The organism is Paenibacillus sp. FSL R5-0475 (assembly GCF_038004585.1).
GTDB lineage: Bacteria > Bacillota > Bacilli > Paenibacillales > Paenibacillaceae > Paenibacillus_AQ.
In genome coordinates this window covers 5,277,575-5,302,418 of sequence record NZ_JBBORK010000001.1, presented here as the reverse complement: position 1 = coordinate 5,302,418, position 24,844 = coordinate 5,277,575, and the positions used below count along the sequence as shown (strand labels likewise).

25 protein-coding genes are annotated in these 24,844 nt (G+C 43.6%); 16 read left to right on the top strand and 9 right to left on the bottom strand.

All coding sequences use genetic code 11. The annotated features are described in order from the left end of the window. Nucleotides 1-27: 27 nt before the first annotated feature. Nucleotides 28-1,134 carry a PdaC/SigV domain-containing protein gene (locus tag MKX41_RS23730; protein ID WP_340973425.1) on the bottom strand — a complete coding sequence of 369 codons (1,107 nt, stop codon included), beginning with the start codon at nucleotides 1,132-1,134 and terminating at the stop codon, nucleotides 28-30. Nucleotides 1,135-1,316: 182 nt separating this feature from the next. Then, entirely contained in the window at nucleotides 1,317-2,168 is an 852-nt protein-coding gene (locus MKX41_RS23725) for a metallophosphoesterase (RefSeq protein WP_340973424.1), read from the bottom strand. 91 nt (nucleotides 2,169-2,259) lie between these two features. On the opposite strand from MKX41_RS23725, the gene MKX41_RS23720 reads away from it, so the two are divergent. From MKX41_RS23720 to MKX41_RS23710, 3 genes are all read left to right on the top strand, one after another. Continuing rightward, a complete protein-coding gene (locus MKX41_RS23720) occupies nucleotides 2,260-3,096 on the top strand; it encodes a methyl-accepting chemotaxis protein (protein WP_443189833.1) in 837 nt (278 codons plus the stop codon). Nucleotides 3,097-3,174: 78 nt separating this feature from the next. After that, a complete protein-coding gene (locus tag MKX41_RS23715) occupies nucleotides 3,175-3,453 on the top strand; it encodes a hypothetical protein (protein ID WP_076284951.1) in 279 nt (92 codons plus the stop codon). A 148-nt stretch (nucleotides 3,454-3,601) separates the two neighbouring features. After that, nucleotides 3,602-4,714 (top strand): nitric oxide synthase oxygenase, encoded by a 1,113-nt coding sequence (locus MKX41_RS23710; RefSeq protein ID WP_340975041.1) that lies wholly within the window; start codon nucleotides 3,602-3,604, stop codon nucleotides 4,712-4,714. 58 nt (nucleotides 4,715-4,772) lie between these two features. Here MKX41_RS23710 and MKX41_RS23705 read toward each other — a convergent pair whose 3' ends face one another. Continuing rightward, a complete protein-coding gene (locus MKX41_RS23705; protein WP_340973421.1) occupies nucleotides 4,773-5,414 on the bottom strand; it encodes a TetR/AcrR family transcriptional regulator in 642 nt (213 codons plus the stop codon). 188 nt (nucleotides 5,415-5,602) lie between these two features. Between MKX41_RS23705 and MKX41_RS23700 the strand changes: the two genes are divergently transcribed. Both MKX41_RS23700 and MKX41_RS23695 read left to right on the top strand, forming a co-directional pair. Then, entirely contained in the window at nucleotides 5,603-6,355 is a 753-nt protein-coding gene (locus tag MKX41_RS23700) for an SDR family NAD(P)-dependent oxidoreductase (protein ID WP_076284950.1), read from the top strand. A gap of 508 nt (nucleotides 6,356-6,863) precedes the next feature. After that, nucleotides 6,864-8,279: a hypothetical protein gene (locus MKX41_RS23695; protein ID WP_340973419.1), complete on the top strand. Its 1,416-nt coding sequence runs from the start codon at nucleotides 6,864-6,866 to the stop codon at nucleotides 8,277-8,279. Nucleotides 8,280-8,341: 62 nt separating this feature from the next. On the opposite strand, the gene MKX41_RS23690 is transcribed toward MKX41_RS23695, so the two are convergent. Next, the gene (locus tag MKX41_RS23690; protein WP_340973418.1) at nucleotides 8,342-9,832 is read right to left on the bottom strand and encodes a peptide MFS transporter; all 1,491 of its coding nucleotides are present in this window, start codon (nucleotides 9,830-9,832) and stop codon (nucleotides 8,342-8,344) included. A gap of 313 nt (nucleotides 9,833-10,145) precedes the next feature. On the opposite strand from MKX41_RS23690, the gene MKX41_RS23685 reads away from it, so the two are divergent. From MKX41_RS23685 to MKX41_RS23660, 6 genes are all read left to right on the top strand, one after another. Then, the gene (locus MKX41_RS23685; RefSeq protein ID WP_445253238.1) at nucleotides 10,146-10,700 is read left to right on the top strand and encodes a TetR/AcrR family transcriptional regulator; all 555 of its coding nucleotides are present in this window, start codon (nucleotides 10,146-10,148) and stop codon (nucleotides 10,698-10,700) included. Between the two features lie 98 nt (nucleotides 10,701-10,798). Next, complete coding sequence (locus MKX41_RS23680; RefSeq protein WP_339267832.1) at nucleotides 10,799-11,773, top strand: NAD-dependent epimerase/dehydratase family protein; 975 nt, start codon at nucleotides 10,799-10,801, stop codon at nucleotides 11,771-11,773. An 85-nt stretch (nucleotides 11,774-11,858) separates the two neighbouring features. Continuing rightward, entirely contained in the window at nucleotides 11,859-12,215 is a 357-nt protein-coding gene (locus MKX41_RS23675) for a nucleotide excision repair endonuclease (protein ID WP_042192814.1), read from the top strand. 129 nt (nucleotides 12,216-12,344) lie between these two features. Next, nucleotides 12,345-13,007 carry a glycosyltransferase gene (locus MKX41_RS23670; RefSeq protein WP_340973416.1) on the top strand — a complete coding sequence of 221 codons (663 nt, stop codon included), beginning with the start codon at nucleotides 12,345-12,347 and terminating at the stop codon, nucleotides 13,005-13,007. Nucleotides 13,008-13,184: 177 nt separating this feature from the next. Then, the gene (locus MKX41_RS23665; RefSeq protein WP_340973415.1) at nucleotides 13,185-13,907 is read left to right on the top strand and encodes a hypothetical protein; all 723 of its coding nucleotides are present in this window, start codon (nucleotides 13,185-13,187) and stop codon (nucleotides 13,905-13,907) included. 5 nt (nucleotides 13,908-13,912) lie between these two features. After that, entirely contained in the window at nucleotides 13,913-15,208 is a 1,296-nt protein-coding gene (locus tag MKX41_RS23660) for a polysaccharide deacetylase family protein (RefSeq protein WP_340973413.1), read from the top strand. A gap of 23 nt (nucleotides 15,209-15,231) precedes the next feature. Here the strand turns inward: MKX41_RS23660 and MKX41_RS23655 are convergent, their stop codons facing one another. Further along, a complete protein-coding gene (locus MKX41_RS23655) occupies nucleotides 15,232-16,293 on the bottom strand; it encodes an endonuclease/exonuclease/phosphatase family protein (RefSeq protein ID WP_340973411.1) in 1,062 nt (353 codons plus the stop codon). A 156-nt stretch (nucleotides 16,294-16,449) separates the two neighbouring features. On the opposite strand from MKX41_RS23655, the gene rlmN reads away from it, so the two are divergent. The 4 genes from rlmN to MKX41_RS23635 all read left to right on the top strand — a co-directional run bounded on the left by rlmN (nucleotide 16,450) and on the right by MKX41_RS23635 (nucleotide 19,663). Then, nucleotides 16,450-17,520, top strand: a complete 1,071-nt coding sequence (gene rlmN / locus MKX41_RS23650) for a 23S rRNA (adenine(2503)-C(2))-methyltransferase RlmN (RefSeq protein WP_042192804.1) — start codon at nucleotides 16,450-16,452, stop codon at nucleotides 17,518-17,520. Between the two features lie 77 nt (nucleotides 17,521-17,597). Continuing rightward, nucleotides 17,598-17,885, top strand: a complete 288-nt coding sequence (locus MKX41_RS23645) for a DUF6509 family protein (RefSeq protein WP_042192802.1) — start codon at nucleotides 17,598-17,600, stop codon at nucleotides 17,883-17,885. Between the two features lie 217 nt (nucleotides 17,886-18,102). Next, on the top strand, nucleotides 18,103-18,582 hold the full coding sequence (gene greA / locus MKX41_RS23640; protein WP_042131553.1) for a transcription elongation factor GreA: 480 nt from the start codon (nucleotides 18,103-18,105) through the stop codon (nucleotides 18,580-18,582). Nucleotides 18,583-18,733: 151 nt separating this feature from the next. Next, nucleotides 18,734-19,663, top strand: coding sequence for an AEC family transporter (locus tag MKX41_RS23635; protein WP_340973409.1), 930 nt, complete (start codon nucleotides 18,734-18,736; stop codon nucleotides 19,661-19,663). A 75-nt stretch (nucleotides 19,664-19,738) separates the two neighbouring features. Here MKX41_RS23635 and MKX41_RS23630 read toward each other — a convergent pair whose 3' ends face one another. The 4 genes from MKX41_RS23630 to rpiA form a co-directional block, all read right to left on the bottom strand. Next, a complete protein-coding gene (locus tag MKX41_RS23630) occupies nucleotides 19,739-20,581 on the bottom strand; it encodes an aldo/keto reductase (protein ID WP_076298011.1) in 843 nt (280 codons plus the stop codon). Between the two features lie 58 nt (nucleotides 20,582-20,639). Then, nucleotides 20,640-21,848 carry an MFS transporter gene (locus MKX41_RS23625; protein WP_340973406.1) on the bottom strand — a complete coding sequence of 403 codons (1,209 nt, stop codon included), beginning with the start codon at nucleotides 21,846-21,848 and terminating at the stop codon, nucleotides 20,640-20,642. 235 nt (nucleotides 21,849-22,083) lie between these two features. Further along, a complete protein-coding gene (locus MKX41_RS23620) occupies nucleotides 22,084-23,052 on the bottom strand; it encodes a Gfo/Idh/MocA family protein (RefSeq protein ID WP_340973404.1) in 969 nt (322 codons plus the stop codon). A 33-nt stretch (nucleotides 23,053-23,085) separates the two neighbouring features. Then, a complete protein-coding gene (gene rpiA / locus MKX41_RS23615; protein ID WP_340975040.1) occupies nucleotides 23,086-23,754 on the bottom strand; it encodes a ribose 5-phosphate isomerase A in 669 nt (222 codons plus the stop codon). 141 nt (nucleotides 23,755-23,895) lie between these two features. Here rpiA and MKX41_RS23610 point away from each other — a divergent pair, with 141 nt between their 5' ends. After that, nucleotides 23,896-24,843, top strand: coding sequence for a sugar-binding transcriptional regulator (locus MKX41_RS23610; RefSeq protein WP_339799368.1), 948 nt, complete (start codon nucleotides 23,896-23,898; stop codon nucleotides 24,841-24,843). Nucleotide 24,844: the final 1 nt, after the last annotated feature.

Genomic DNA, 24,844 nt, shown 5'->3' with positions numbered 1-24,844 from the left:
GAAGCGCTTTTTGTTTTGCGTTAGTATTTATTTGAAAGAAGCAAATGGATCGGTGCCTTTAGGTAGTATTGAACTAAAATTAAAGGTGTAGGTAGGAATTCCAGCTGCATAAGGTGCGATTTCATATTGTTGATAGAAGATAGCTAAGCCACTTTCACTGACGTAGAAGGCTGGTTTATCTGTAAGTCCACCAGTTGACTCCGGAAAAGCAATATCCTTGGTGCTTTCCTTCAACATTTTATCTAGCTTTTGTTTGTAGTTTGGTTCTGCCTTTAGCAGGTCTTTAAGCTCTATCTTCATACCATCCTTCAGCGAGAAGGTATGTCCCTCGCGCATGGTACCGCCGTGTGCTCCACCGCTGTAACCATATTGATCAACTACAATACTAAGCACGCCTTCACGGTTAAAGGTGACAACATAAGTTTGAGAGTAATCATATTTATTCTCTATCGTGCCATCCCTACGGCTAGACTCTTTCTCAGCCTCTGACACGAATAGTTCAGCCTCTTTTTTGAAGGTGGTATTAATCGTGTTTTGTACTTCATCCGCCAGACCGCTGATCTGTGGATATTGTACTTTAATACTAGCATTCTTATTGCTCTTGTCTAAGGTAACAGAGGTGATCTTGATGTCATTCATCACCTTTTTGCTAAGTTCAAGCGATTTCTGGGCTGGATTATATACGCCTTGAACACCTAAATAATCATTTAACAGTTTGAAAGGAACATATAAGCGGTCGTTGATCATCTTCACTTCATGATTTCCGGTCATGCTATAAATGTAATATCCGTTCAAATCGGTACTGACGCCATAGTCAGAGACCTCCATGTTAAGCTTCACCGAGTCACTACTTACACTGTAAGTCTTTGTGGTTGAATTGTATTGAATAGCAAGGCCGAAGGCATCACGCAATACAGTTAAAGGGATCATCGTATTTCCGTCTACGATTTTTCCTTGCTGCGTTAAGACTTGGCCTTTATATTTAAGCACCACAGAAGGCTGCTGAACGGCTTGTGTGACTGTTTTTGTACCAGTGGTTGCAGCTAGAACAGAATTCCCTCCGATGAGTCCAGTACCTCCAAGAAATACTCCAGCTGCTAATACAGCAGACGTCCATTTCACAGTTTTGTTCATGATTTAATTTCTCCTCTCCAATGATGGGCTTATGTAGTTCATTATGATTTTTGATGTTATCTATCACTCCTACAATTATACCTAGGCCCCAAATAGATTTGATTACAAACACGGTTACAGTGTTGTTGCATAGACGTGCAAAAGGTATATACTTTTTAACCATTTATTAATTTTTGACACAATCATGAGGACTTTAAAGTAATTACGGTAAGCTCGGGACGACAATTAAAACGTATAGGCATACGAGTCACTCCAATTCCGCGTGTGGTGTAGACCTGGAGTCGACTATCTGGGAGCTGGTATAATCCGCTTGAATATTTACTGCCGTGAGGCGGGGTATACAAGGCACCTACAAATGGGAGACGCACCTGTCCTCCGTGGCTATGGCCGGACAATTGCAGATCTATGGGAAGATCACTGTATTCATCGGCAAAATCAGGCTCGTGTGCAAGGAGTAGAGTACATGCCTTATCAGGGATATGGCGTAGCGCCTGATGAATATCTGCTTTGCCGACCCACGGATCATCCACTCCAGCTAGATAAAGCGCCTCCGCATCTTTTTTTAAGACAATATGTTCATTATGAAGTACGTGGAAGCCAGATTGCGCTAACCCTTTCGTCACAGCTTTCCTAGTGCCAAAAGCATCGTGGTTACCTAACACAGCATATTGTCCAAACGGTGCCCGCAACTGTGAACAGATGTCCACAGCCTCAGAAATATAATCGACAGAATGATCTAGTAGATCTCCGGTGAAGCAGATCAGATCTGGACTTACATGTTGAATTTGCTGTACTAACTCTGTTAAGGCTTCGGACTTCGTATATACGCCTAAGTGTAAATCACTGAAATGAACGATACGAAATCTATCGAATGTTGGAGGGAGTAGAGGAAGCTTTATATCTATATGTTTAACTTCAAGCCAGTAGGGCTCAACCCAGTGTGAATAAATGCCGGATGCACTTGCGGTTCCAAGCAGCCCGAGCGACACTTGAGCACTTTTCTTCAGAAATTGGCGTCTGCTAATAGTATTCATAAACAAATCATACGTGGGGATTGTTACTCTACTATGACAATATTCATTTAATAACCCATTGTGACGATAAAACTACATATACATTTTTTATATGGGAGATGAAGAGATGAGTATTATCGATGCCTTAGTCCTCGCAGCACCTTATTTCAAAAAGATTCACTCGCAGGATATTATGATTGGAATCACGGACAGGGAGATCTTCCATTATTACGCACCAAGTAAAGTTATTGATCTCGGATTGGTTAAGGGTAACCCTATCCCTCCTGAAGATCTGTCGCTTTCAAATGGACTGAAAGGTATAGCAAGCTCTAACCGAATCCCAGCAGAAATTTATGGAGCTCCTGTAATCTCAACATGTGTACCTATCTACGGAACGGATGATGATGTAATCGGGGTTTTTGCCATTGCCTATACACTAGAGAACGAGAATAAGCTTGAAGGATTCACAGATGAGATTAATGAGATAAGCAGTCATCTAATGGAGATGGTGCAGAGCGTAGCTGCCCAATCTCAGGAATTATCAGCTACTTCGCAGCAAATATTAGATAATACGCGTAGAGCCGTAACGGAATCACAAGAAGTGAATAAGGTTGCCGGCTTCATTCGTGAGATTTCTGAGCAGACGAACCTGCTTGGGCTGAATGCGGCAATCGAAGCCGCGCGTGTAGGAGAGCAAGGGGCAGGTTTTGGGGTGGTTGCTACTGAAGTGCGCAAACTGTCCGTTAACACTAAAGAAGCAACCCATAATATTGAAAAATCACTGAGTGATGTTCAAAAGTCCATTAAGCAAATGGAGCAAGAAATTGAAGCGATCTCTGCTTCTTCACACGCACAAGCAGAATTGGTCACTGAATTCAGCGGGGTAATTGAGCGCTTGAATAAGGCCAGCAAAGAAATGACTACTTTCATGCAATCCATCATCCAGTAGGGTGTATGCATAAAGTTACTTATCCTAAACCATGCTAGAAGAGAACAGGCGCATTTCAGAAGGGAGCGAATTTCATTTATGAAACAACCCGATTCCAGTCTGCAAGCGAACGACAATGTAACTCAAGCCAAAAATGCTTTAGGCAAGCTTCATTTCTCTGTCTCTCAGGCGCTTAGTCATCCAACAGAACAGACTTTGGCACAGGCTGAGAACCGTTTGGCGCATACCGAACAGGCGGTAGAGCAAGCTCGTGCCTCGTTAGGTCCCCAAGGTGTGGAGTTGGCTGAAGAACTGCTGGCCGAGGATAAGAGCAGGCTTGCTGCATTGAAGACGCAAGGGAAACGTTCAGAACGCTAGATGTTCCTGCTACAACCCGTGAAGCGAATAAGCTTCACGGGTTGTTCTCATGTGCTATTCCCCTAAGGATGTAGCTTAGGAGTGTGGGTGGTATACTGGAACGAGAGTTCTAGCATGGCTTAGATGGAGGATAAAGGATATGAATGGCATGCACATCGAAGAGTTAACCCGGCAGGCGGAGGCTTTCATTCGACAATGTTACGCTGAACTTGATAAGACTGAAGCTGAGATGGATCAACGCATCCAAGCCGTACGAGAAGAAATTAATCAATCCGGGAGTTACACACATACAACGGAAGAGCTGGCTCATGGGGCGAGAATGGCTTGGCGAAATAATAGCCGCTGCATTGGCCGCCTCTTTTGGCAATCCATTGAGCTGATGGATGAACGTCTGGCAGAGACCGAGGAGGATATTGCTGAAGCTTTGCTGCGACATCTGGAAAAGGCGAATAATGGAGGACGTATTCGTCCACTTATCACGGTCTTCCGCAGCGGGGAAGCTCCTGATCGGAGAATCCGGTTATGGAACCATCAATTGATTCGTTACGCGGGATATCCTGGTGATGCTGAACATGAACGCGCTGGTGATCCGGCATCGGATGAATTTACGAAAGTGTGCCAACAACTAGGCTGGCAGGGAACAAGGGGCAATTATGATGTATTGCCGCTAGTGATCAGCATAGGTAATGGGCACCCCCATGTATTTCCTATTCCTCAACACCTCATTCAAGAGGTACCGTTAACTCATCCTGAAATTGAACGTTTTGCAGAGCTTCAGCTTCGCTGGTATTCTGTGCCGATCATTTCGGACATGCAGTTGGAGATTGGCGGGATTCTATACCCCGCGGCTCCTTTTAACGGCTGGTACATGGAGACCGAAATTGGCTCACGTAACTTAGGGGATACTGGACGATATAACACTTTGCCGGCTGTAGCTGATCTGATGGGACTTGACCGCTCCAGTAACACAACGCTTTGGAAGGATCGGGCGCTTCTTGAGTTGAATCGTGCAGTACTGCATTCCTTTAAGCAAGCTGGGGTCAGTATCGTTGATCACCATACAGCAGCTGATCAATTTGTGAGATTTCAAGAGCAGGAGCAGGGACATGGACGTCAGGTTTCAGGACGCTGGTCATGGCTGATCCCCCCTATGTCTCCGTCGTCTACACCGATTTGGCATGACAGTAAGCTGAAAGAATATGACTACAGCCCTCGTTTCCTTTATCAGCGATCACCTGTGGCCACCTGTCCTTTTCACTAGCAATCGAATTTATGATCAAAAAAGCGCCAAGTTCCCCTCATAAGGAAACTGGCGCTTTTTAGGCTTTTAAATGCTCTAGAAAGATTTGTTTAAGAAGCTCAAGCTGCTTGTCGGAGTCTAAATCCGATTCTAGCAGGAGGATGTTCTCTTTCATCGTTAGCTTTCTGGAAAAGAGAGCAAAGCTGTTCATCAGCGTGATTAAGGTCTCTTTCACAGGGAGATCGGCGCGAATAGAACCGTCTTCTACCCCATTTTGAATGATCCTGGAGTACTCATGCCAAATCTTGCGGTTTAATGCATTGAAATCCAGAACGTCCTCAACAGGCTCATTTAAGTGAGAGGCGTAGCTTTCAAAATTGACCATAAAAATAATGCTTAAATGATTTTGATCCTGAATAAAGAAGTCAAATAACATCTCGATCTTTTCGAGACAGGTAAGTGGCAAGTCAGCTACATGCTTAAAGTAATCGAGCATTGGCTCTAGCATCTGGGTGGCCACCGCCACGATGAGCTTTTCTTTTCTGGGAAAATATCGAAACAGCGTCGCAATCCCTATATTTGCTTCGCTTGCGACATCCTGCATCGTCGACTTTTCAATTCCTTTTTGCGAAAATATTCGTTCTGCGGATTCGAGAATCGTATATAATCGCTGCTGTTTACCGTCGGATCGTTCTTTTTCATAGCGTGCTTTAGGATTCATGAGGGATAGACCCTTCCATTTTTTAATTAGGTTCTTTAATTATTAGTATTATATCCACCGTTTATTGGATTAAGCAAGGAGAGGTTGTAGTTATTTCGTAAAAATGATATGATGAATATCACAGTGATAGTGTGACTATCATCACTCGAATTATTATATCACAATACGATTATAGAGGAGACTTAATTATGAATCGTCTAACTAATAAAGTAGCAATTATTACAGGTGCAGGCAGTGGCATGGGTCGTGAAGAAGCCCTTTTATTGTCCAAAGAAGGTGCTACAGTTGTAGCAACTGATATTAACGAAGCTGCTGTACAAGCAGTTGTAAAAGAAATCGAAGCCAATGGTGGACAGGCCGCAGCTTATGCACATAATGTAGCTTCCGAAGAAGACTGGATCAAAGTTGTAGAAGATGTGATTAGCAAATTTGGAAAAATCGACATCCTGGTAAACAACGCAGGAATCTCGTTCCCAGTTCAATTGCTTGAATCCACTGTTGATCAATGGAACAAAGTAATGAACATTAACGTAAGCAGCGTATTCCTTGGGATGAAACATGTTGTTCCTCAAATGAAGAACAATAAAGGTGGTTCCATCGTCAATATCTCCTCCATCGCAGGTTTGACTGGCAGCAGCGGTGCTGGCGCTTATACAGCTTCTAAAGGTGCCGTTCGTATGCTGAGTAAAGCAGCAGCTGTAGACTTTGGTAAAGATAACATTCGCGTGAACTCTGTTCACCCAGGATTTATCGAAACTCCAATGAGTGCTGAATTTGTAAATGATGAAAGAATGCATAGCTTCTTTATGTCCCAGACTGCATTGCCACGCGTTGGACGTGCTTCTGAAGTAGCTGAAGCTGTATTGTTCCTAGCTTCTGACGAAGCTTCTTATATTACGGGTGTTGAGCTGCCAGTTGATGGCGGAGTCGTGGCTAAATAATAAATTTCTAAATAGGCAACACTAAGAAAGCCGTCTCATGCGTAGATGTTATCTATGCGTGGGGCGGCTTTTTTTACGTAAATGTAAGGATTGATCAAGGGAATAAAACTGCAAAAATACATTTTTTAATGATAAGAGGATGGCAAAAAACATTAATTCCTGCAAAACTGCAGTTTTTCTTGCTCCAGATGAAGCCTTTGAGCCATAAGTATGGATAAAGCTGTATATTTGCAGCTTTCTCATATAGTGAAGCGGATATCCCTACAAAAAGCTGTATTATTGTAGGCTTTCTCTAGTTCAACGAAAGGTATGGATGAATATGAGTAAACAAGCGGCACTTGATATGTCTATCGCACCATTTATTAGTGACGAGGTGATGGATGGATTAGCAAAAGCGTCTCTTTCTATTTAAATCATAAATATTTAAGCGCCCATTTCTACCGAACATTAGCCTACACCCCTGCATAACATATAGCACTTGTAAGCAGGAGAAGGGTGTGGTTCAGAGATGGGCATCCAATTAACAGCGCTCCATTATGTATATTTGGCATTCATCGTGTTCATTATGGCACTTTTGATTAAGCGGCGGGATACAACGATGATCTGTATTGCAGGCATCTTTGTATTAGGCTGGCTCGCGACAGAAACGGTTAGTGGTTCTGTCACAGGCGTATTCAACTCTTTTGTATATGCAACTAAGGAGCTAATGGGTACGATTATGATTATTTCGATCATTGTAGCCATGAGCAGAGTATTAACACGTACCGGAATAAACGAGACGATGGTTGCCCCACTTACCCGTTTTTTACGTACGCCGTTTATGGCATTTTGGGGCATTGGCTTGATTATGATGGTGACATCATGGTTCTTCTGGCCTTCGCCAGCAGTGGCCCTGATAGGGGTTGTGTTGCTGCCCGTTGCTATTCGCGTAGGATTGCCTGCACTTGGAGCAGCGATTGCGATGAATCTATTCGGTCATGGGATTGCGCTGTCGAGTGATTATATTATTCAAGGTGCACCTAAATTGACGGCAGATGCGGCAGGACTTCCGGTAAGCAGTGTCATGGAAGCGAGTATTCCGCTTGTTATAGTGATGGGTGTAGTCACTACGGTAACAGCCTATTGGATGATGCGACGAGATCAGAAGAACGGTACTTGGCGAGACGGACTTATTTCCGGGAAAAATGCCGCGAATGCGCTAGCTGCAGACAGTGACGCGGTCGAGGGTCAAGCGGTGATTCCTCCCACACTGAAGAAATGGCTGGCGATCGTTATCCCACTCCTGTTTCTAGCTGATGTAGCAGGTATGTTTTTGCTGGATTTACAGGGTGGAGACGCAACGGCCTTAGTTGGCGGGACTGCTGTATTTATCTTGGTTGTAGTAACATTGCTCGCACATCGTAATAAGGGACTGGAGCAAGTCACCTCATATCTAATTGATGGACTCACATTTGGCTTTAAAGTATTCGGTCCAGTGATTCCAATTGCGGCATTCTTCTATTTGGGAGATTCGGCCTTTGCTGAATTGTTTGGCAAAGTCTTACCTGTTGCTTCTCAGGGAATTGTTAATGATCTAGGGGTTGCTCTGGCGCATAATGTACCTCTTAATGGTGCTGTAGGTGCTGTGACCGCTACCATAACAGGGGCCATTACGGGCCTTGATGGTTCAGGGTTCTCGGGAATCTCACTTGCGGGGTCCATCGGAAAATTGTTCGCTGTTGCCACACATTCCGACGCAGCTACTTTAACTGCACTCGGTCAGGTATCTGCCATTTGGGTTGGCGGGGGGACGCTAATCCCATGGGCATTGATTCCAGCCGCCGCTATCTGCGGCGTAAGTCCATTTGAGCTCGCTAGACGCAATGTGAAACCGGTGCTGATTGGGCTGATAGTTACAACGATTGTTGCTATGTTTCTGGTGTAGACTTAGCTTAGAATATTGATTCAAAAAAAGGCTGCCGGGAATATCCCGGCAGCCTTATATATTTATCGTATACCCTTCATAAAATTTTGAATCTTAGAAGAGAACAGGAAGAGAATTAACGCGAGCACAATGGCGACTCCGCCGATAACTCCGAAGTACAGCATCTCGGTATCTGGGGTATAGAACTTCACAATTTGAGCATTAATAGCTTGCGCAGCAGCATTGGACAAGAACCACATACTCATCATCTGAGCGGTAAAGGCAGCTGGTGCCAGTTTGGTTGTTGCTGATAAGCCAACAGGTGACAAGCATAGTTCCCCAATGACGACGATAAAGTAGCTGAGAACCAGCCATAATGGATTCACCAGTGAATTGGCTCCACCGAAGTAAGCCGGTACCAGAATTACTAGGAAGGACAGACCGGCAAACAATAAACCAAGCGAGAACTTTTGTGGAATCGTTGGTTGGCGGTTACCGAGCTTTAACCAAAGCCATGCAAATGCAGGTGCAAGGGCGATAATAAATAGCGGGTTAAGCGATTGGAACCAAGCTGGAGAAATGTGTATGCCTGCAAAGTCCAATTGGGTACGCTTATCAGCAAAGCTTGCTAGAACTGTTGAAGTTTGTTCCTGAATCGCCCAGAACATAATCGAAGCAATAAATAAAGGGATGTACGCGAGAATCCGTGATCGCTCTACAGCTGTTGTTTTGGGACTGCGGTACATCACAATGAAGTACATTGTAGGAATAAGTAGCCCTAACACCCCTACGATTTTAATGAATGTCTCAAAGGTGAGTACTCCAGTAAGAATGCCGACCGTAACTAATACAGCAAGCACAACTAGTCCAATGCCAATCCAAGTAAATAATTTTTTCTTTTGTTCGGCTGGAATCGGGTTGCGTACAATCGTACCTGCCAGACCTAGATTTTTGGTGCGAGTCACTACGTAAACAACTAATCCAAAAAACATGCCCACCGCGGCAATCGAGAAACCGAGATGGAAATTATTCATACCCACAGCGCCTACAATCAGTGGAGAGATGAATCCGCCGAGATTAATACCCATATAAAAAATGCTGAAAGCAGCGTCGCGGCGGTTATCTTGTTCGCTGTAGATTTCGCCTACAATACTTGATACATTGGGCTTAAGAAGTCCGGTTCCAAGCACGATCATAATCATCGAAGAAAAGAATAGCATGGCATTTCCCGGTATCGCCAGTAAAATATGCCCAAACATAATTAGAACGCCGCCGTAAAAGACTGCCTTCGAAGTCCCGAAAATCCGATCCGCAAGCCATCCACCTATAATTCCAGACATATATACGAGTGATCCATAGATAGACATAATCGAAAGGGCCATATCCTCTGGAAATCCGAGCCCGCCTTTGCTTACTTCATAATACATGTAGTAAACAAGGATCGCTCTCATGCCATAATAGGAAAAACGTTCCCAAAATTCAGTAAAGAAGAGTGTGAAAAGTCCCTTAGGATGTCCGAAAAATCCGGTTTGCGGGACACTATCTACAATTTTTTGCCTGTCTGTTGCTGACATGAATCAAATCCTCCTAGATGCTAATTGCTCTTTTCATGAAGTTAACACAACTCTACACTACCTTAATATTTATAATACCCTCATGAGGAAAATCACAACCCTTTGGCGAGAAGGTTCTGAATAACGTCATATTTTTTAGTAATATTTCCAGTGGAAATAGGGAAATAACTTTTACTGTATTTTCTGTACGGATGAAAGTTGTTAAAAATTATAGTTGATTTTAAGTTGCATTATTTAGGAGATGAGCATATACTCTAATCAAGAAAGTGATTGATCAATAACCTAATGGATTAGGTTGCGTAAGGAGATTATGATGACAACAGAATCTAGTTCCGGTCGCAAGAAAGCGGATGAATCGGTTTCCGTAAACCGCCGAGAACAAATCTTGGAGGCAGCGGTTGTTGTATTCGCCGAGAATGGCTACTACCGAGCTACTACAGCACAGGTTGCGGAAAAGGTAGGTATTTCTCAGCCCTATGTGTTTAAGGTGTTCAAGAATAAAGAAGAATTGTTTGTTGCTTCCTTAGAGCGGGCTTTTGAACGGATTATTCGTTCGTTTCAAGGAGTAGAGGCCACAGCAGATCAAGTGTTAAAGGAAAGCATTAAAGTATACGAGTTGTTGATGGAGACACATCCGAATGAGATTATTTTGCAAGTTCAGGGGTTAGGGATTCGCGATGAAGTCATCCGTGAAACGATGCAAAAAGGAATGCTTGAGATCACCAACCTTGTGCACGAGAAGTTTGTCGCCGCTGGGATCGAGCAGCCTGAAGTAGAGGTAAGTACCTTTATGGCCAATGGTATGCTCTGTAATATTTCTATGGCTCTTGGAATGCCAGAGTTGAAGCCGAAACACCGGAAAGAGTAGTAGAGATGAAATTCATTCTAACATCTAAGAGCTCAGGCTCTTAGATTTATGATCGTTAGTTAGTGATTAATCAATAACAATAATAGGAGGGATCATTTATGTTAACAAAAGCGCTTGTGCTTGGTGCAACCGGGGGAACAGGGACGGTAATTATCGCTGAATTATTAAAGAGAGGGATAGAAACGGTGGCCTTTGGGCGATCGATTCCAAAGTTGGAGAAGCTTGCAACGAAGCTGGGTAATCCCGCCGCTCTTAAGCTAATAGCAGGGGACGTATTTAATGCGAAGGACGTATTATCAGCTGCACAGGATGTGGATGTTATTTTTCATAGTGCATCTGTTCCGTATAATGAAATGAGCACACGACTGTTACCTATGGGAGAGGCGGTCATGGAGGCGGCTAATAAGCTGGGGATAAAGGTTGTCGCAGTGGATGGCATTTATCCTTATGGAAGAAGACAGAATGACAAGCCGATCAACGAGGAATATCCGAAGAATCCGCATACAAAAAAAGGTAAAGTGAAACTTGAGTTTGAACAAATGTTTTTTAGCCAGCGTTGGAGTAAAGCACAGCGGCTCATTGTCCGTTTACCGGATTATTATGGACCTACTGCCAATGAGGCTTCCTATTTAGGATCGACTCTGGAGTCCATCGCTGCAGGTAAACCTGCAGTGTTCATCGGAAATATGACCGTTGCCCGTGAGTATGTGTATTTGCCGGATGCCGCTATCATGATTATTGAGCTCGCTAGTAGAGATGAAGCTTATGGTCAGAATTGGAACATTCCCGGGGCAGGCACAATCTCAGGACGAGATATCGTTAGAATAGCGCAAGCAGCAAGCGGCTCCAAGAAGCCTGTTATCTCATTAGGAAAGACTGGACTATCGCTGCTCGGTATATTCGTTCCAGTCATGAAAGAGATTGTTGAGATGCTGTATTTAACCAAAGAGCCTGTGGTCCTAAGCGGTGGTAAATACGAGCGTGTTGTGGGTCCAATTCCCGCTACTCCTTTTGAGCAAGGGATAACAGAGACTGTTCAAGTTCTAATGAGTCGTCAGTCCAAGGCAGAATAAAGAGCCAGGCTCATTGTGAAAGATAGAATAAAAGGCTAACTTATGATACTATTTACTCCTATATAGAAAGAGGACGTGAGCTAAAATGATCAACATAACTATGCCCAATGTGGATGTTAGTATTACTAAACAAATCAACCCGCAGCTAAGCAATATCTACGGATTCACTGATTTCCACCTAATTCCTAGAGATTACGGCGGTATCTTTATGTTCTACAATGACCAAGATGAGTTGTTGTTTGTAGGTAAAGCGAGAAAGCTAAGACCCAGAATCAAAAAACATTTTGAAGATACCGTATCTGATATTAAGCTGCATCGGGACGAGGTCACCAGAATTGATGTAAGTTTAATCGAGAGCCCCGTTCATAGAGAGATCTACGAAACGTATATCATTAATGAATTGAAGTCTAAATACAATGTAGATAAAGTGATGTTCAGATAAGTTTAAGGGAGAGGCGCCGTCTAATGACGGTGCTTTTTTTTTTATGTACAAGAAGATAGGAATGAAATAAGAGTATCGGTACACACTATACAAGATTGTTAATAGATGCTTAAAAGGAGATAGGTCATATTGAAGCCTAAGTTTTTGATTGCGAAGTTAGTTTTTATGTGTATGTTCCTTGTTGTTAGTGTAATGCCTGTAACTGCCGATGCTGCAGCCAAAGAGAAAAAGAGTTCACACAAGCAATGCTTTACGCCCTCTGTAATAGAGCTTAAGGATAATCTTAGGAAACTATGGAGCGACCATGTGATATGGACGAAAAACTACATAGTTAGCGCCTTTGCGAATTCCGAGGACAAAGAGAAGGTACTGGCAAGGTTGCTACAGAATCAGCAGGAGATAGGGAATGTTTATAAGCCGTATTACGGTGAGGCAGTAGGTGATAAGCTAGCTCAATTATTGCGGGAGCATATCCTTATTGCCGGAAAGGTAGTTGCTGCTGCACTAGCAGGTAATCAGTCGGATTTGGAAAAATACAATAAAGAGTGGTATGACAACGCTGACGACATTGCTAAGTTCCTTAGCGCACAGAATCCCAAATATTCGTATGAACAATTGAAGGAGATGCTTCATGAACATTTGGAGCTAATAACGGATGATGTGACAGCTAGAGCTAAAAAGGATTGGGATGCCGAGATCGTCGCTTTCGATAAAGGGCTTGAGCATATGATTATGTTTGGAGATATACTAACCGAAGGTATTGTTAAACAATTCCCCGATAAATTTAATTAAAACCAGAGCACCCGCAAGGGTGCTTTTTTCTTGTTATTGGCAAGAATTTAGGTCTTTTGATCCAATTCAAAAAGTTAGATATAAAGGCTCACTTACAGACAAGACAAGTAAACTATAATAGACTCGTGGGCACTCGACATTTTTTGACATTTTTTTATAATTGAGGTGATAAGATCAATGATTTCTCCCTTTTTTAAAAAGAAAGATTCAGTGGATAAGCAGTCCAAACCGGGTATGGTTCAAAAGGTGCAATTATCAGAAGAGCAGGGCGAGGAAGTAGAGGAACAGATTGCTGGCGAGACTTTAGCAGGAGTGGTTACTACAGGGAAAGCGCCGCTTGATAAAAAATCACTCGATTTGATCTTCTCCGTGGAGCAGATCATTCAGGCCAGACAGCATGCTGAGACGAATATTAATGAGCTTCAGGATCGGTTGACTCATTCCAGTAGCCATGTTGAACGTTTGAACCGGGACATGAAGAATCTCAATAAAGTGATTGAGGAAAGAGAGAAGAACGTTCGAGAGCTTGAGCATAAATTGCTTGAGAAGAATCTGAAAGTCGATCAAGTGCTGGAAGATTATCGGGAGCTTCAGACTACCCTCACTGCAGAGATTGAAGAATTAAAGAGTACGATTGATCTGGAGCATCAAAAGTATGTAAATCTGATCCAAAAGCATAACGAAGCTCATGCAGAGAAGCTCAAGAAGATGAATGATCTGGAAGAGAAGCTTGGACGGATTGAAACTGAGAACGCGCATTTAAGACAGAAATACGATACGATCCGCCAAGAAAAAGCATATCTCTCCGGTATGATCAGCGATTTTACCAATCGTATGACCGTTCCTTTTGGGAATGGAAGCACACTGGCGGGACGAAATGACGAAAACGGAGATACATAAGATTCATGGCAATGAATGAACCGAGCACTGTTCTAATGATTGAGTTGCTGTCGCTTGAGCATGAACAGGCCGGTTACCAGATTGAAGTAGGTTTAACCCGTGATATTGGGTATGCCAGACGCATGCTAAACATAGACGAATTTACATATGAACAACTAAACGCGCTGGCTCCCTTTTTCGGGGAAAGAATGAGATTGTCATTGTATCCGAAGTGGGATCCATTTCGCAACAGTTATTACAGCACACTGATTATTATGAACCAAACCTTCAGCGAAACCATGTATTTTGCCTGCTCTGAATATTATGTGTCTCAGCTTCTTCAATTAAAGCAAGTGAACGATCCCCATGTACAGGAAGAGATTACTGTTGAAACTACGCCACCCTCTATACCTCCAGCACGCAGGCTAAGAAAGAAGAGCAAAAAACGGGTTGGAAGACTTAGACTGCAGAGTATCATGTTCGCTTGTTTAGTAGTTATATTGTTGTCTCTTCGAATGGGTGGTCAAGATATGGACCGTGCAGAAGGATTGGAAGGTCCCTCACTAGGCGCCAGCGCTGAGGGGATCGAGAAAATAGTCTCTCTACCGTTCATTCCTCCTATTGGTAAGATAGAAGCGAGCCCTAGCCAGCAAGAGGAGTCTGAGCCTACGCCAGAACCTTCTAAACCTACACCAGAACCTACAGAGCCTCCTCAAGAACAAACACAGCGGTATGAGGAGATTAAATTAACCGGGAATAAATACACCTATAGCCTGCCGAAGGGTTACGTGGCCTTGTCATTTGATGATGGTCCGTCGAAGTATACGAAAGAAATCGTAGATATTCTAGTAGAACATGAGGTGGCAGCCACCTTTTTATTTGTTGGGAATAAGGTCGCTCATAATGTGGAAGCGGTTAAGTATGCGAGTGAACATCAGATGTCGATTGGAAGTCATTCGTGGGATCATAGCAAGATGACCGACAATGGGGCTAACGAGAATCAGAATAATTTGGCGAAGGCTAACCAGGCATTGGAGCAAATCATTCAATCGCCGATTACTGTTTTTCGGCCGCCATATGGTGCGATTAATGATAAGTTAGCAGCCAAAGTGACAGAACAGCAGATGAAAGTATTGTTATGGAATCGTGATTCCGAGGATTGGAGACGCAAGACCCCAGAAGACGTCATTCAATTTGTTCATCATACTGATCCGTCCGGTGCTGTATATCTTTTTCACGAAAAGAAGATTACCGTAGAGGCATTGCCTGCTATCATTCAGTATCTAAAAGGGAAAAACATGAAATTCGTCATTTTTAAATAACATCAATGATCCATGATTGGGTCTTATCTTAGAATAAGAGTAGCTGTTACAGGGTTATGATCGCTGTGTTCAAAAGATAGGTCATGGCCCTGTACGCCACTTATTGTGATATTCGGTGAAACTAGGAAGCCATCAATTACAGCCCGGAAATTTACACCTTCTGAATAAGCTACATCAAGTGTCCGGACGGACGGCACTTTAGCATCGACAGCCCATTGAAAGCCCTCCGGTTTGAAATCTTCAGGGAACTGCTGCAGCCATTCTGGCCAAGCTTGTGTAGTCTCAAAGGCCTCAGGGGTTGTGCCCGGTAAAGAATGATTCCAGTCTCCGCCTAAGATGAGGTAATTGCCTTTATCATTCTCTCTCTGAATATAAGTAGAAAGATATTCTAATTGCTGCTTGCGAATCGTTCCCCCTTGGTCAAAGGCTGATAAATGAAGGTTGATCAGGATCAGTTCTTTCCCGTTATCGACGGGGAATCTGCTCTCCATAAAGGCGCGGTCAAGTTCAAACAGTTGACGAGGCCAGCTTTCTTTTCCCGGAAGATCATATCTAACGTTACTTGTGCTACCGAATTTAGATAAGGTTAATAAACCGCTATTTACTGAGCCCATCGGATCAAGAACGGGAATCGGTACCCAAGGCACCTTGTAGTTCGTTGCGAATACGTTGCTGTAATCAGAGAAGGTATTCGATAACAAGGAGACCTCATCTATATGGTTGCTACGAGAAGAATCGAGATCTACCTCCTGCAACATAAATAAATCTGAGCCTGAAGTAGTCATTAGAGAGGCTATTGCCTCAAGATTTGTCTTCGTTTGTTCCTCGCTGCTTGAACGTGATTTGGTCCCGCCATCCATAAAGAAATCCTGATCCTTATCCAGCCCAGCATAGCCAATATTAAAGGTTGTTATTGCAAAAGGTTCTCCCTGCTTCATCATTAGTTCCTGATTATGGTTTACCGTTAGTGGAGTAGTCTCCTTCGGCTTATAATCGGTAATGGTAATATACAGTAAAAAGCCACCAAAGATTAGAACGGCAACTAGAAGGGCAAAACCGATGATTTTTATTGTGGTTGAGCTCATTTGATTCGATCTCTCCTCAGATGTAATTTCATAGAACGGACTTCTAATGGTGTAAACTTCGACGCTTCGCTACAACTCCCCTTGTTTAAATAAAAAAAATTTGAGACAATGAGTAGTGATGGACTGAACTTTAATGTTTTGAAAAGAGGATAACGAATGAATATGGAATCCATTTATGGATTAACTTTTGATCAACTGGCGGCATGGCTGTTAGAACGTGGACATAAAAAATTTCGAGCTACGCAGGTCTGGGATTGGCTTTATCGGAAGCGGATTACAGAATTCTCAGAAATGCTCGATGTAAATAAAGATTGTGTAGAATTATTGGAGCAGCACTATGTGATCCATACGCTGGAAGAACATGTGAAGCAGGAGTCTGCGGATGGGACGATCAAGTTCCTGTTCCGTTTGAAGGATGGCAACCTGATCGAGACGGTGCTCATGAGACAGAAATACGGTTTGTCCGTATGTGTCACTACTCAGGTTGGATGTAATATCGGCTGCAGCTTTTGCGCTAGTGGACTGTTAGCGAAGAGTCGTGATCTTTCCAGCGGTGAAATTGTAGAGCAGATTATGAAGGTTCAGCAGCATTTGGATGCAGCAAACCTCGAACAAAAGGTTAGTCACGTTGTAGTCATGGGAATTGGCGAACCGTTCGACAACTTTAAGAACCTGCTCAATTTCTTATCGATTATTAAGGACCACAAGGGATTAGCCATCGCAGGAAGAGGTATTACTGTATCGACGAGTGGGCTTGCTAACAAAATCGTAGAATTTGCCGATGCGAATACACAGGTGAACTTGGCAGTATCGCTTCACGCGCCTAATAATGAGCTGCGGACGAAGATTATGAAGATTAACAAGGCCATTCCAATTGAGAAGCTAATGGAGTCCATAGATTATTATTTGGAAAAAACAAATCGCAGAATTACGTTAGAATACATTCTGATGAAGGATGTAAATGACGGCAAGGAGCATGCGCTTGAGCTGACCGAGCTAATCGGCGACCGGCGCCAGCTCGTCAATGTGAACTTGATTCCTTATAATCCAGTCGATGAGCACAGTCAATATCAAAGAAGCGAGCGGGAGACCGTACGAGCCTTTTTTGATACCTTGAAGAAGCAGGGCGTCAGCGTAAGCACTCGTCTGGAGCATGGTGTAGATATTGATGCAGCTTGCGGACAATTGCGAAGCAAGCAGATCAAGAAGTCGAAAGCTATGGCTTGAGGGACGGGCGACCCCTTCATGCAGCTTTTTGTGATACAATGACGTGGCAGGTATTAGGAAAAGAGGTTGATTGAGCAATGTTGACATTTACAAGCTACAACGTGGAGAATGTTAAAGATCCTTTTGGTATACTAACCGGTAAACGGTATGAATTCGTGGTTCAACTGGATGTTCCTGAAGATGATGAGCTCTATGTAGAGAACGGAGTATCCGCTAGAGCGATTATTAAAGTGGATGAAGATCAAGTTAGCATCGTGAGTTATGATCTACAGGAGACAACAACAGGTCAGTTGCTTGACTTTGATATGGAAGAGGACGAGGAAGCAGCATTACTCCTTTTCTGTAAAGAGCATTTGCCAGAATAATGATGCAGCATTGACATCCTTGCCCAATGTTCAATTGTGGCAGGGATTTTTATTTAAATATAAGAAAGTATAGGTTTTGCACCTATACTTTAATTTTTATATTTCTCGCTTAAACGCTTACCGTCCTTACAAGGACGCCGAAGACGTTTATGCTTGTCGCATGAATGTGAAATATAGGTTAAAATATTAAAAAGCATCCAAAATAGGAGTTGTATACATGTCTAATGAAGAAGTGTTCTTGACCAAAGAAGGATTGGCTCAATTAGAGGAAGAACTGAAGGAATTGAAGGGCCCAGGGCGCAAGGAATTGGCAGCACGGCTCAAATTGGCGATCAGCTATGGAGACTTGAAGGAAAATAGCGAGTACCATTCGGCCAAGGACGACCAATCGTTCATGGAGACTCGTATTATGATTTTGGAGAAAATGCTGACCAAAGCCAAGATCGTAGATGAGAGTCAGATGGATCTGTCAAAGGTTAGTATGGGTTGTATCGTTACCCTGAACGATATCGAATACTCCGAGAAGATTGAATATAGAATTGTAGGGGCTGCTGAAGCAGATGTCCTAAACAACAAGATTTCCTATGAAAGTCCGCTGGGCAAGGAATTGCTGGGTAAAAAAGTTGGGGATATCGTTAGTGTAAACGCACCAATGGGTATCATCAAATATGAATTGCTTGAAATCAAAATGATGTAACACATGATAAAAAGGTCTCAACCCCGTTATAGGGGTTGAGACCTTTTTTAATTATAGGTAATGGCTATTGTGTATATTGATTTCATATCTTAGACGTCTTGCTCTGTTGCGCTTATAGTTTAGAGTAACTTAGAGCAGAGGAGTACTGTTCATGATCCAGAGCGTGTTATCAACGTTGTATCAAGTCATCGTGCCATTATCCATTCCGGTGATCGTCGGTGCACTGCTTGGACGGTTTAAGAATTTGGATACCAAGCCGTTATTGACGCTCTATTTATACTTTTTAACGCCGGCTATTATTCTTAATACACTGGCTACGGCCGAGATTTCTATGGATGATATTTACAAGACGCTCGCTTTTTCGCTGCTAAATCTATGCTTTTTATGGGCGATTGCAAATATCATCGGAAAGTTATTGAAGCTCGGCCCCTCTGAAATATCGGGATTGACTCTGGTCTCTACATTTACGAATAGTGTGAATTATGGACTTCCCTTGGTGTTGCTGGCTTTCGGACAGCTTGGGCTCGATAAGGCTTCTGTTTATGTGATTGGGCAGATGATTATCGTGAATACTGTGGGCGTTTATTTTGCGGCTAGATCGCAGTTCTCGGTGAAAAATGCGGTAAAGTCCGTGTTCTCTCTCCCAGCCATCTATGCAGCTATGCTAGCACTTTTTCTTAGAATATTTGACCTGCATTTACCTTCTGAGCTTGCTACAGGGGTATCCATGGTTGCCGGAGGTTATTCACCAGTCGTACTGGCGATTCTGGGTGCACAGATGGTCAAAGTACGAACCATGTCATCTGAACGTAAGGGTCAGTCTACTTTTTGGACAGGGATGATCATTCGATTAATCTTAGCTCCACTAGTGGCATACCTCGGATTATCTATTCTGCATATTGATGGTATTTTATTCTCTGTGCTGCTGATTCTGGCCTCCATGCCAGTTGCCGTCAACGCGGTGGTATTAGCGGAACGATTTGACGCCTCTCCAGAGCTGTTATCCAAATGTATTTTATGGACGACACTTGCTTCCTTTCTTGTGTTGCCGATCCTTATTGTGCTAGTGCAAGGGGCGTAAAGACAAAAAGGACCCCTCTTTCATTTCTGAAAGATAGGGTCTTTTTTACTGTTACTTAACCTAGTGGTTAATCTCTTAGAAGTCGAAATTATCAGGGTCAGGACCTACCCGTTGATCTTGGTTCAGAGCGTTGATTAGATTCATATCCTCTTCTGTTAACAGAAAATCAAACACATCTACGTTTTCGATGATCCGGTGCTCTTTAGTAGACTTTGGAATGGTAATAATTCCACGCTGCAGGTCCCAACGGATAATCACTTGAGCTACGGATTTACTGTATTTAGCTGCAATTTGTTTCAGTACAGGCTGATCCAACAATTGCCCTTGCATTAATGGAGACCAAGCCTCCAGTTGAATTCCTTGTTCCTGGCAGAAGCTAAGCAGCGCTTGTTGACTCAAATAAGGATGGAGCTCCACTTGGTTTACCATCGGCTTAATTTCCGCATCCTTCATCACATCTTCAAGATGATGGATCTGGAAATTGCTGACCCCAATCGCTTTTACGCGTCCCTCTTTATACAAGGTTTCAAGTGCTCTCCAAGTCTCTTTATATTTTCCTTTTACAGGCCAGTGGATAAGATATAGATCAAGGTATTCAAGTCCAAGCTTAGCTAGGCTAGCTTCGTAGGCGGCAATGGTTTCTTCGTAGCCCATATCTGCAGTCCAGACCTTTGAAGTTACGAAGAGCTCTTCTCTGGACAGGTTGTTGTCCTGCAAAGCTTCTTTGATCGCTTGACCTACGCCAGTCTCATTCTGATAGATCGCTGCGGTATCGATGCTGCGGTAGCCGTGTGCAATAGCAGATTTGACCGCTTGGATCAGCTCAGAGCCTTCTTCGACTTGAAATACACCAAGTCCAAGCCAAGGCATGTTTACCCCGTTGTGTAATGCAGTTGTATCCTGTAGATGTTGAGCCATAATAAAATTACCTCCTGAGATATTTAAAAGTTTGATTGGTATGTTAAGGCAAGGCTGATTAAGCAGCCTCAGACTGGAGAAGAGTCTCATCTTTCTTCTCCAGCGCACGACTCCAAGCGGTTAGGAATACAGCGGACAGAACCATTATAGCACCCACCCAAGTGGTATGAATCAGTCCCATATGATCCGTGACGATACCACCAAGATAAGCCCCGATGGCAATACCAGCGTTAAAAGCAGCAATATTCAGCGCAGATGCCACATCTCGCGCACTCGGAGCATATCGATCTGCAAGTGTAACTACGTGTACTTGTAGACCAGGTACGTTCATGAAGGCTAACAATCCCATAAAGAAGATCGTAAGTAGTGCAGCCACTTTGAAGGGTGCGGTAAAGGTTAAGACGAACAGTACAACAGCTTGTATAGCAAACATGTAGAACAGGGCATTCATAGGGTTACGGTTGGCTAATTTGCCTCCAATGACGTTGCCGATGGCGATCGCTATGCCATAAACAAGAAGGATGATGGCAACGGTACTCTCTTTGAAACCGCTGATTTCATGGAGAAGTGGAGATAAATAAGTAAAGACTACAAAGGTACCTCCATACCCTAAAGCAGTGATTGCGAAGGCAAGCAGTAACCGTCCGTTCTTCACGAGTTTGACTTGTTCGCGAAGCGGTGTTCGGGTTCCTTTGCGCAGCCCTGTGGCAGGGACCAAGATCAGATTACCGATCAGCGCTATAAGCCCGATGGCAATAATGGCGATGAATGCAGCTCTCCAGCCTAACTGTTGCCCTAGAAAGGTACCCAGTGGCACACCGGTAACAGTAGCTACGGTTAGTCCTGTGAACATAATCGCAATAGCACTGGCTTTACGATTCTCAGGCACGAGGTCGGCGGCAATGGTCGAAGCAATCGACATGAACAGACCGTGTGAAAGGGCGGATATTATTCTTGCTATTAGCAGAATAGTAATACCGTCCGCAGCCGCGGCAAGGCTATTGCCGATAATAAATACAATCATAATGATAAGCAATAATGTTTTGCGCGATATCGCCGTGGTCAGCGACGTTAAGATTGGGGCGCCAAAGGTTACCCCTAAAGCGTACAAAGTAACAGTTAATCCAGCTGTGGTCAGCGGTATATTCAGGTCATCAGCGATTAAAGGCAGCAACCCTACACTGATAAACTCGGTGGTTCCGATCGCAAAGGCGCTAATGGCTAAAGCCAGGAGTGCCAGGGTACTTCTTTTTTGGTTTAACAACATGTCTCTCACTCCTACACTCTGATAATCACCGGCCGGTAAGTGCAATTATGAAGGCATGAGTCATTTAAGTATAGTACGTACTTTAAAGTGCTATAGGTACTAAAAAGTACCTATAAGAAATCACCTAAGGATATTGTCATCCATTCCTAGAAAATTATCCGCAAAAAAGCGTTGGGCTTCCTTCAGTTGAAGGGAATACCAACGCTTTGATGATTGATCTATTGTGTTCAGTATGTTATTCGAAGCTGTATTTGATTCCCCATTGTTCTCTAACATTACTCATAATGTCCATGACATCTAAGGAGAGCTTGAGGGTTTCCTGGTTGCCTTTTGCCGCGATATAGCGCTGCATATCCTCGATTTCGTATTGTAGCGCTTTGGAAGTATCACCGGCTTCGATCGTTTCTAGGGTGCCATCTAAATATTGAATTGTAGCTGTAGAGGCCCGTGGGAAATTGTCTACAGTAATAAAGCCAAGTTCTCCAGCAACGACGCCGCGTTTAGGCATTTTGGAGCGCATAGTAAGGGAGATGATCGCCATTTCATCCGCATCGTTGTTCAGAATGATTCCGGATTGTTCATCGACGCCTGTCTCAAAACGTTTCACTGTCGTTAGAATTTCCTGTGGCTGTTTGGACAGGAAGAATCTTGTGAAGGACAAGGCATACGTCCCAATATCCAGCAGCGCCCCTCCAGCCAAATCTTTGCTGAAGAAACGGTTGTTCACATCATATTCTTTATGGCTGCCAAAGGAGACTTGCACCATTTTGAGGCGTCCGATCTTACCTTCATCCACGATTTTCCGTAGCTTTTTGTACAGTGGCATATGGTAGATGGTCATAGCCTCTGCGACGACTAAGCTTTTTTGTTTAGCAAGCTCGGCGATTTCCTGCAGTTGTTTGCTATTTACGGTGATCGCCTTTTCACAGAGGACATGTTTGTTATTCTGCAAGCTTTCTATGATGTATTCGTAGTGGTTACTATGTGGTGTTGAGATGTAGACGACATCAATTTCTGGATCTTGCAGCATTTCGCTGTAATTGCCATAAGCCTTCTCCGCTCCATATTGGCTCGCGAACGCCTGGGCTTTCTCTAAGGTTCGTGATCCTACCGCATATAAAGTTCCGCCGATGTCATCTAGAGCAGCCGCAAATTCATTAGCGATACTTCCCGGGCCGATGATTGCCCACTTCAGATTGTTCATGGTTAGCACCTCGCCTGTTTTGATTGTTTGAGCTTACTTAGAGATTACCTTGATTCCATTTGAACCAGCCACAAGTGCTGAGGTAACTTCTTTCGTGAATAGGGAGGTCTCAATGACCCCGTTAATGGCTTTGAGTTCAGTTTGAAGAGCAGTGCTATCCTCTACCTTGTCAAAAAAGACATCCAGCAGCACATTGCCGTGATCACTGACCGTATACCCATCTTTACTTGCGCTTGTTCGAATCTCAGGCTTGCCGCCCAGCGATTTCACTGAATGTTGAACATAACTAAGAGCATCCATAAGAATTTCCAATGCTACGGGATGCTTGAAGGTTAGCTTGTTCACAAGTTTAGTTTCATCTACCAGCAATATATAATGATCCGCCATACTAGCAATCAGTTTTTCTTTCGTATGAATGCCGCCACCACTCTTAAGCGCATGCAGTTGCTCATCCACCTCATCACAGCCGTCAAAAGCAACAGCTATTCGGTCAACGGACCAAGTGGGTACAACCTGCAATCCATTTTGGACACAGAGTGAAGCTGTAGTGAAGGAGGGGGTCACTACCTTTAACCGAAGATCTGCTTCTTTAATATTCCCGATTAAATAGGAAATCGTACTACCCCCACCTAAACCAATGGTTGTGTCGTTCTCAATATACTTTAGAGCTTCTACGGCGCAACTTTTCTTTCTAAAGTCCATATTCAAAGCCGATCATCTCCATTAAAAATTGATAATTTGCACATTTGTGCAATATAATAAAAAATGTGCAAAATAATCGTCTACAGTATAACTAGGGGTTATGGATTCGTCAAATCCTTGAAAAAAGCGAGGAGTTCTATCATGGATCGAAAAGAAGACAAGAAGCTGCTCATTAAGATTGCACAAATGTACTATGAGCAGAATTTAACGCAAAGTGAAATTTCTAATGAACTTGGCATATATCGCACCACCATAAGTAGGATGCTGAAGAGAGTCCGTGAAGAGGGCATCGTTACAATCACCATCAATTACGATATTGGAGATCATTGTACACTGGAGCAGGAATTGAAAGAACGGTTCGGGCTGAAGGAAGCCATTGTTGTAGAGGTAGATCCAGCCCAGTCCGGGGTGATCAAGCGTAAAGCCATTGGACAGGCTTGTGCAAGATGGCTGGAGCAAGTGGTTCAGCCGAAAGATACGATTGGGTTCTCTTGGGGAAGCAGCTTAGCTGCCGTTGTAGACAATCTGACCCTCGGACAGAGGCCTTTTGTAACCTGTGTTCCTACGGTGGGTGGTCCATCTGGAAAGATGGAGAGCGGATACCATGTCAATAATATCTGCTACCAAGCTGCCTTAAAGTGGGGTGCGCGCTCATTAATGATTGACGTGCCAGCGATCACGGAGCAAAAGGAAACCAGAGATCAACTGATGCGTTCGCAGTATTACCAGACCATTGCCAAGGCATGGGATCGGCTGGATATCGCTATATTCGGCATTGGATCACCGGAAATTAAAGGTGAAGAGGCATGGCGTGGATTTTATGGCGATGCTGTGATTGATGAGCTGGAGGACGGGAAGGTAGCTGGTGATATATGCTCGCGTTTTTATGACGGCAATGGATTGCCTGTACGCACAGCAATATCGGACCGAACGTTGACCATTGAGCTGGAGCAGATCAGGCGAGCGAGGTACGCTATTGGTGTAGCGGAATCGCTGGAGAAGGTTTCGGGCATCTTGGGCGCGCTAAATGGCGGGTATATGAATGTGCTCGTAACGACCGAAGAAACGGCGCAGAAGATCTTGGAGTAAC

What these genes read in the sequence shown, in the direction of transcription:
- MKX41_RS23730 (WP_340973425.1), bottom strand. Translation starts at nt 1,134, where the DNA reads ATGAACAAAACTGTGAAATGGACGTCTGCTGTATTAGCAGCTGGAGTA.
- MKX41_RS23725 (WP_340973424.1), bottom strand. Translation starts at nt 2,168, where the DNA reads ATGAATACTATTAGCAGACGCCAATTTCTGAAGAAAAGTGCTCAAGTG.
- MKX41_RS23720 (WP_443189833.1), top strand. Translation starts at nt 2,260, where the DNA reads ATGGGAGATGAAGAGATGAGTATTATCGATGCCTTAGTCCTCGCAGCA.
- MKX41_RS23715 (WP_076284951.1), top strand. Translation starts at nt 3,175, where the DNA reads ATGAAACAACCCGATTCCAGTCTGCAAGCGAACGACAATGTAACTCAA.
- MKX41_RS23710 (WP_340975041.1), top strand. Translation starts at nt 3,602, where the DNA reads ATGCACATCGAAGAGTTAACCCGGCAGGCGGAGGCTTTCATTCGACAA.
- MKX41_RS23705 (WP_340973421.1), bottom strand. Translation starts at nt 5,414, where the DNA reads ATGAATCCTAAAGCACGCTATGAAAAAGAACGATCCGACGGTAAACAG.
- MKX41_RS23700 (WP_076284950.1), top strand. Translation starts at nt 5,603, where the DNA reads ATGAATCGTCTAACTAATAAAGTAGCAATTATTACAGGTGCAGGCAGT.
- MKX41_RS23695 (WP_340973419.1), top strand. Translation starts at nt 6,864, where the DNA reads ATGGGCATCCAATTAACAGCGCTCCATTATGTATATTTGGCATTCATC.
- MKX41_RS23690 (WP_340973418.1), bottom strand. Translation starts at nt 9,832, where the DNA reads ATGTCAGCAACAGACAGGCAAAAAATTGTAGATAGTGTCCCGCAAACC.
- MKX41_RS23685 (WP_445253238.1), top strand. Translation starts at nt 10,146, where the DNA reads ATGACAACAGAATCTAGTTCCGGTCGCAAGAAAGCGGATGAATCGGTT.
- MKX41_RS23680 (WP_339267832.1), top strand. Translation starts at nt 10,799, where the DNA reads ATGTTAACAAAAGCGCTTGTGCTTGGTGCAACCGGGGGAACAGGGACG.
- MKX41_RS23675 (WP_042192814.1), top strand. Translation starts at nt 11,859, where the DNA reads ATGATCAACATAACTATGCCCAATGTGGATGTTAGTATTACTAAACAA.
- MKX41_RS23665 (WP_340973415.1), top strand. Translation starts at nt 13,185, where the DNA reads ATGATTTCTCCCTTTTTTAAAAAGAAAGATTCAGTGGATAAGCAGTCC.
- MKX41_RS23660 (WP_340973413.1), top strand. Translation starts at nt 13,913, where the DNA reads ATGGCAATGAATGAACCGAGCACTGTTCTAATGATTGAGTTGCTGTCG.
- MKX41_RS23655 (WP_340973411.1), bottom strand. Translation starts at nt 16,293, where the DNA reads ATGAGCTCAACCACAATAAAAATCATCGGTTTTGCCCTTCTAGTTGCC.
- rlmN (WP_042192804.1), top strand. Translation starts at nt 16,450, where the DNA reads ATGAATATGGAATCCATTTATGGATTAACTTTTGATCAACTGGCGGCA.
- MKX41_RS23645 (WP_042192802.1), top strand. Translation starts at nt 17,598, where the DNA reads ATGTTGACATTTACAAGCTACAACGTGGAGAATGTTAAAGATCCTTTT.
- greA (WP_042131553.1), top strand. Translation starts at nt 18,103, where the DNA reads ATGTCTAATGAAGAAGTGTTCTTGACCAAAGAAGGATTGGCTCAATTA.
- MKX41_RS23635 (WP_340973409.1), top strand. Translation starts at nt 18,734, where the DNA reads ATGATCCAGAGCGTGTTATCAACGTTGTATCAAGTCATCGTGCCATTA.
- MKX41_RS23630 (WP_076298011.1), bottom strand. Translation starts at nt 20,581, where the DNA reads ATGGCTCAACATCTACAGGATACAACTGCATTACACAACGGGGTAAAC.
- MKX41_RS23625 (WP_340973406.1), bottom strand. Translation starts at nt 21,848, where the DNA reads ATGTTGTTAAACCAAAAAAGAAGTACCCTGGCACTCCTGGCTTTAGCC.
- MKX41_RS23620 (WP_340973404.1), bottom strand. Translation starts at nt 23,052, where the DNA reads ATGAACAATCTGAAGTGGGCAATCATCGGCCCGGGAAGTATCGCTAAT.
- rpiA (WP_340975040.1), bottom strand. Translation starts at nt 23,754, where the DNA reads ATGGACTTTAGAAAGAAAAGTTGCGCCGTAGAAGCTCTAAAGTATATT.
- MKX41_RS23610 (WP_339799368.1), top strand. Translation starts at nt 23,896, where the DNA reads ATGGATCGAAAAGAAGACAAGAAGCTGCTCATTAAGATTGCACAAATG.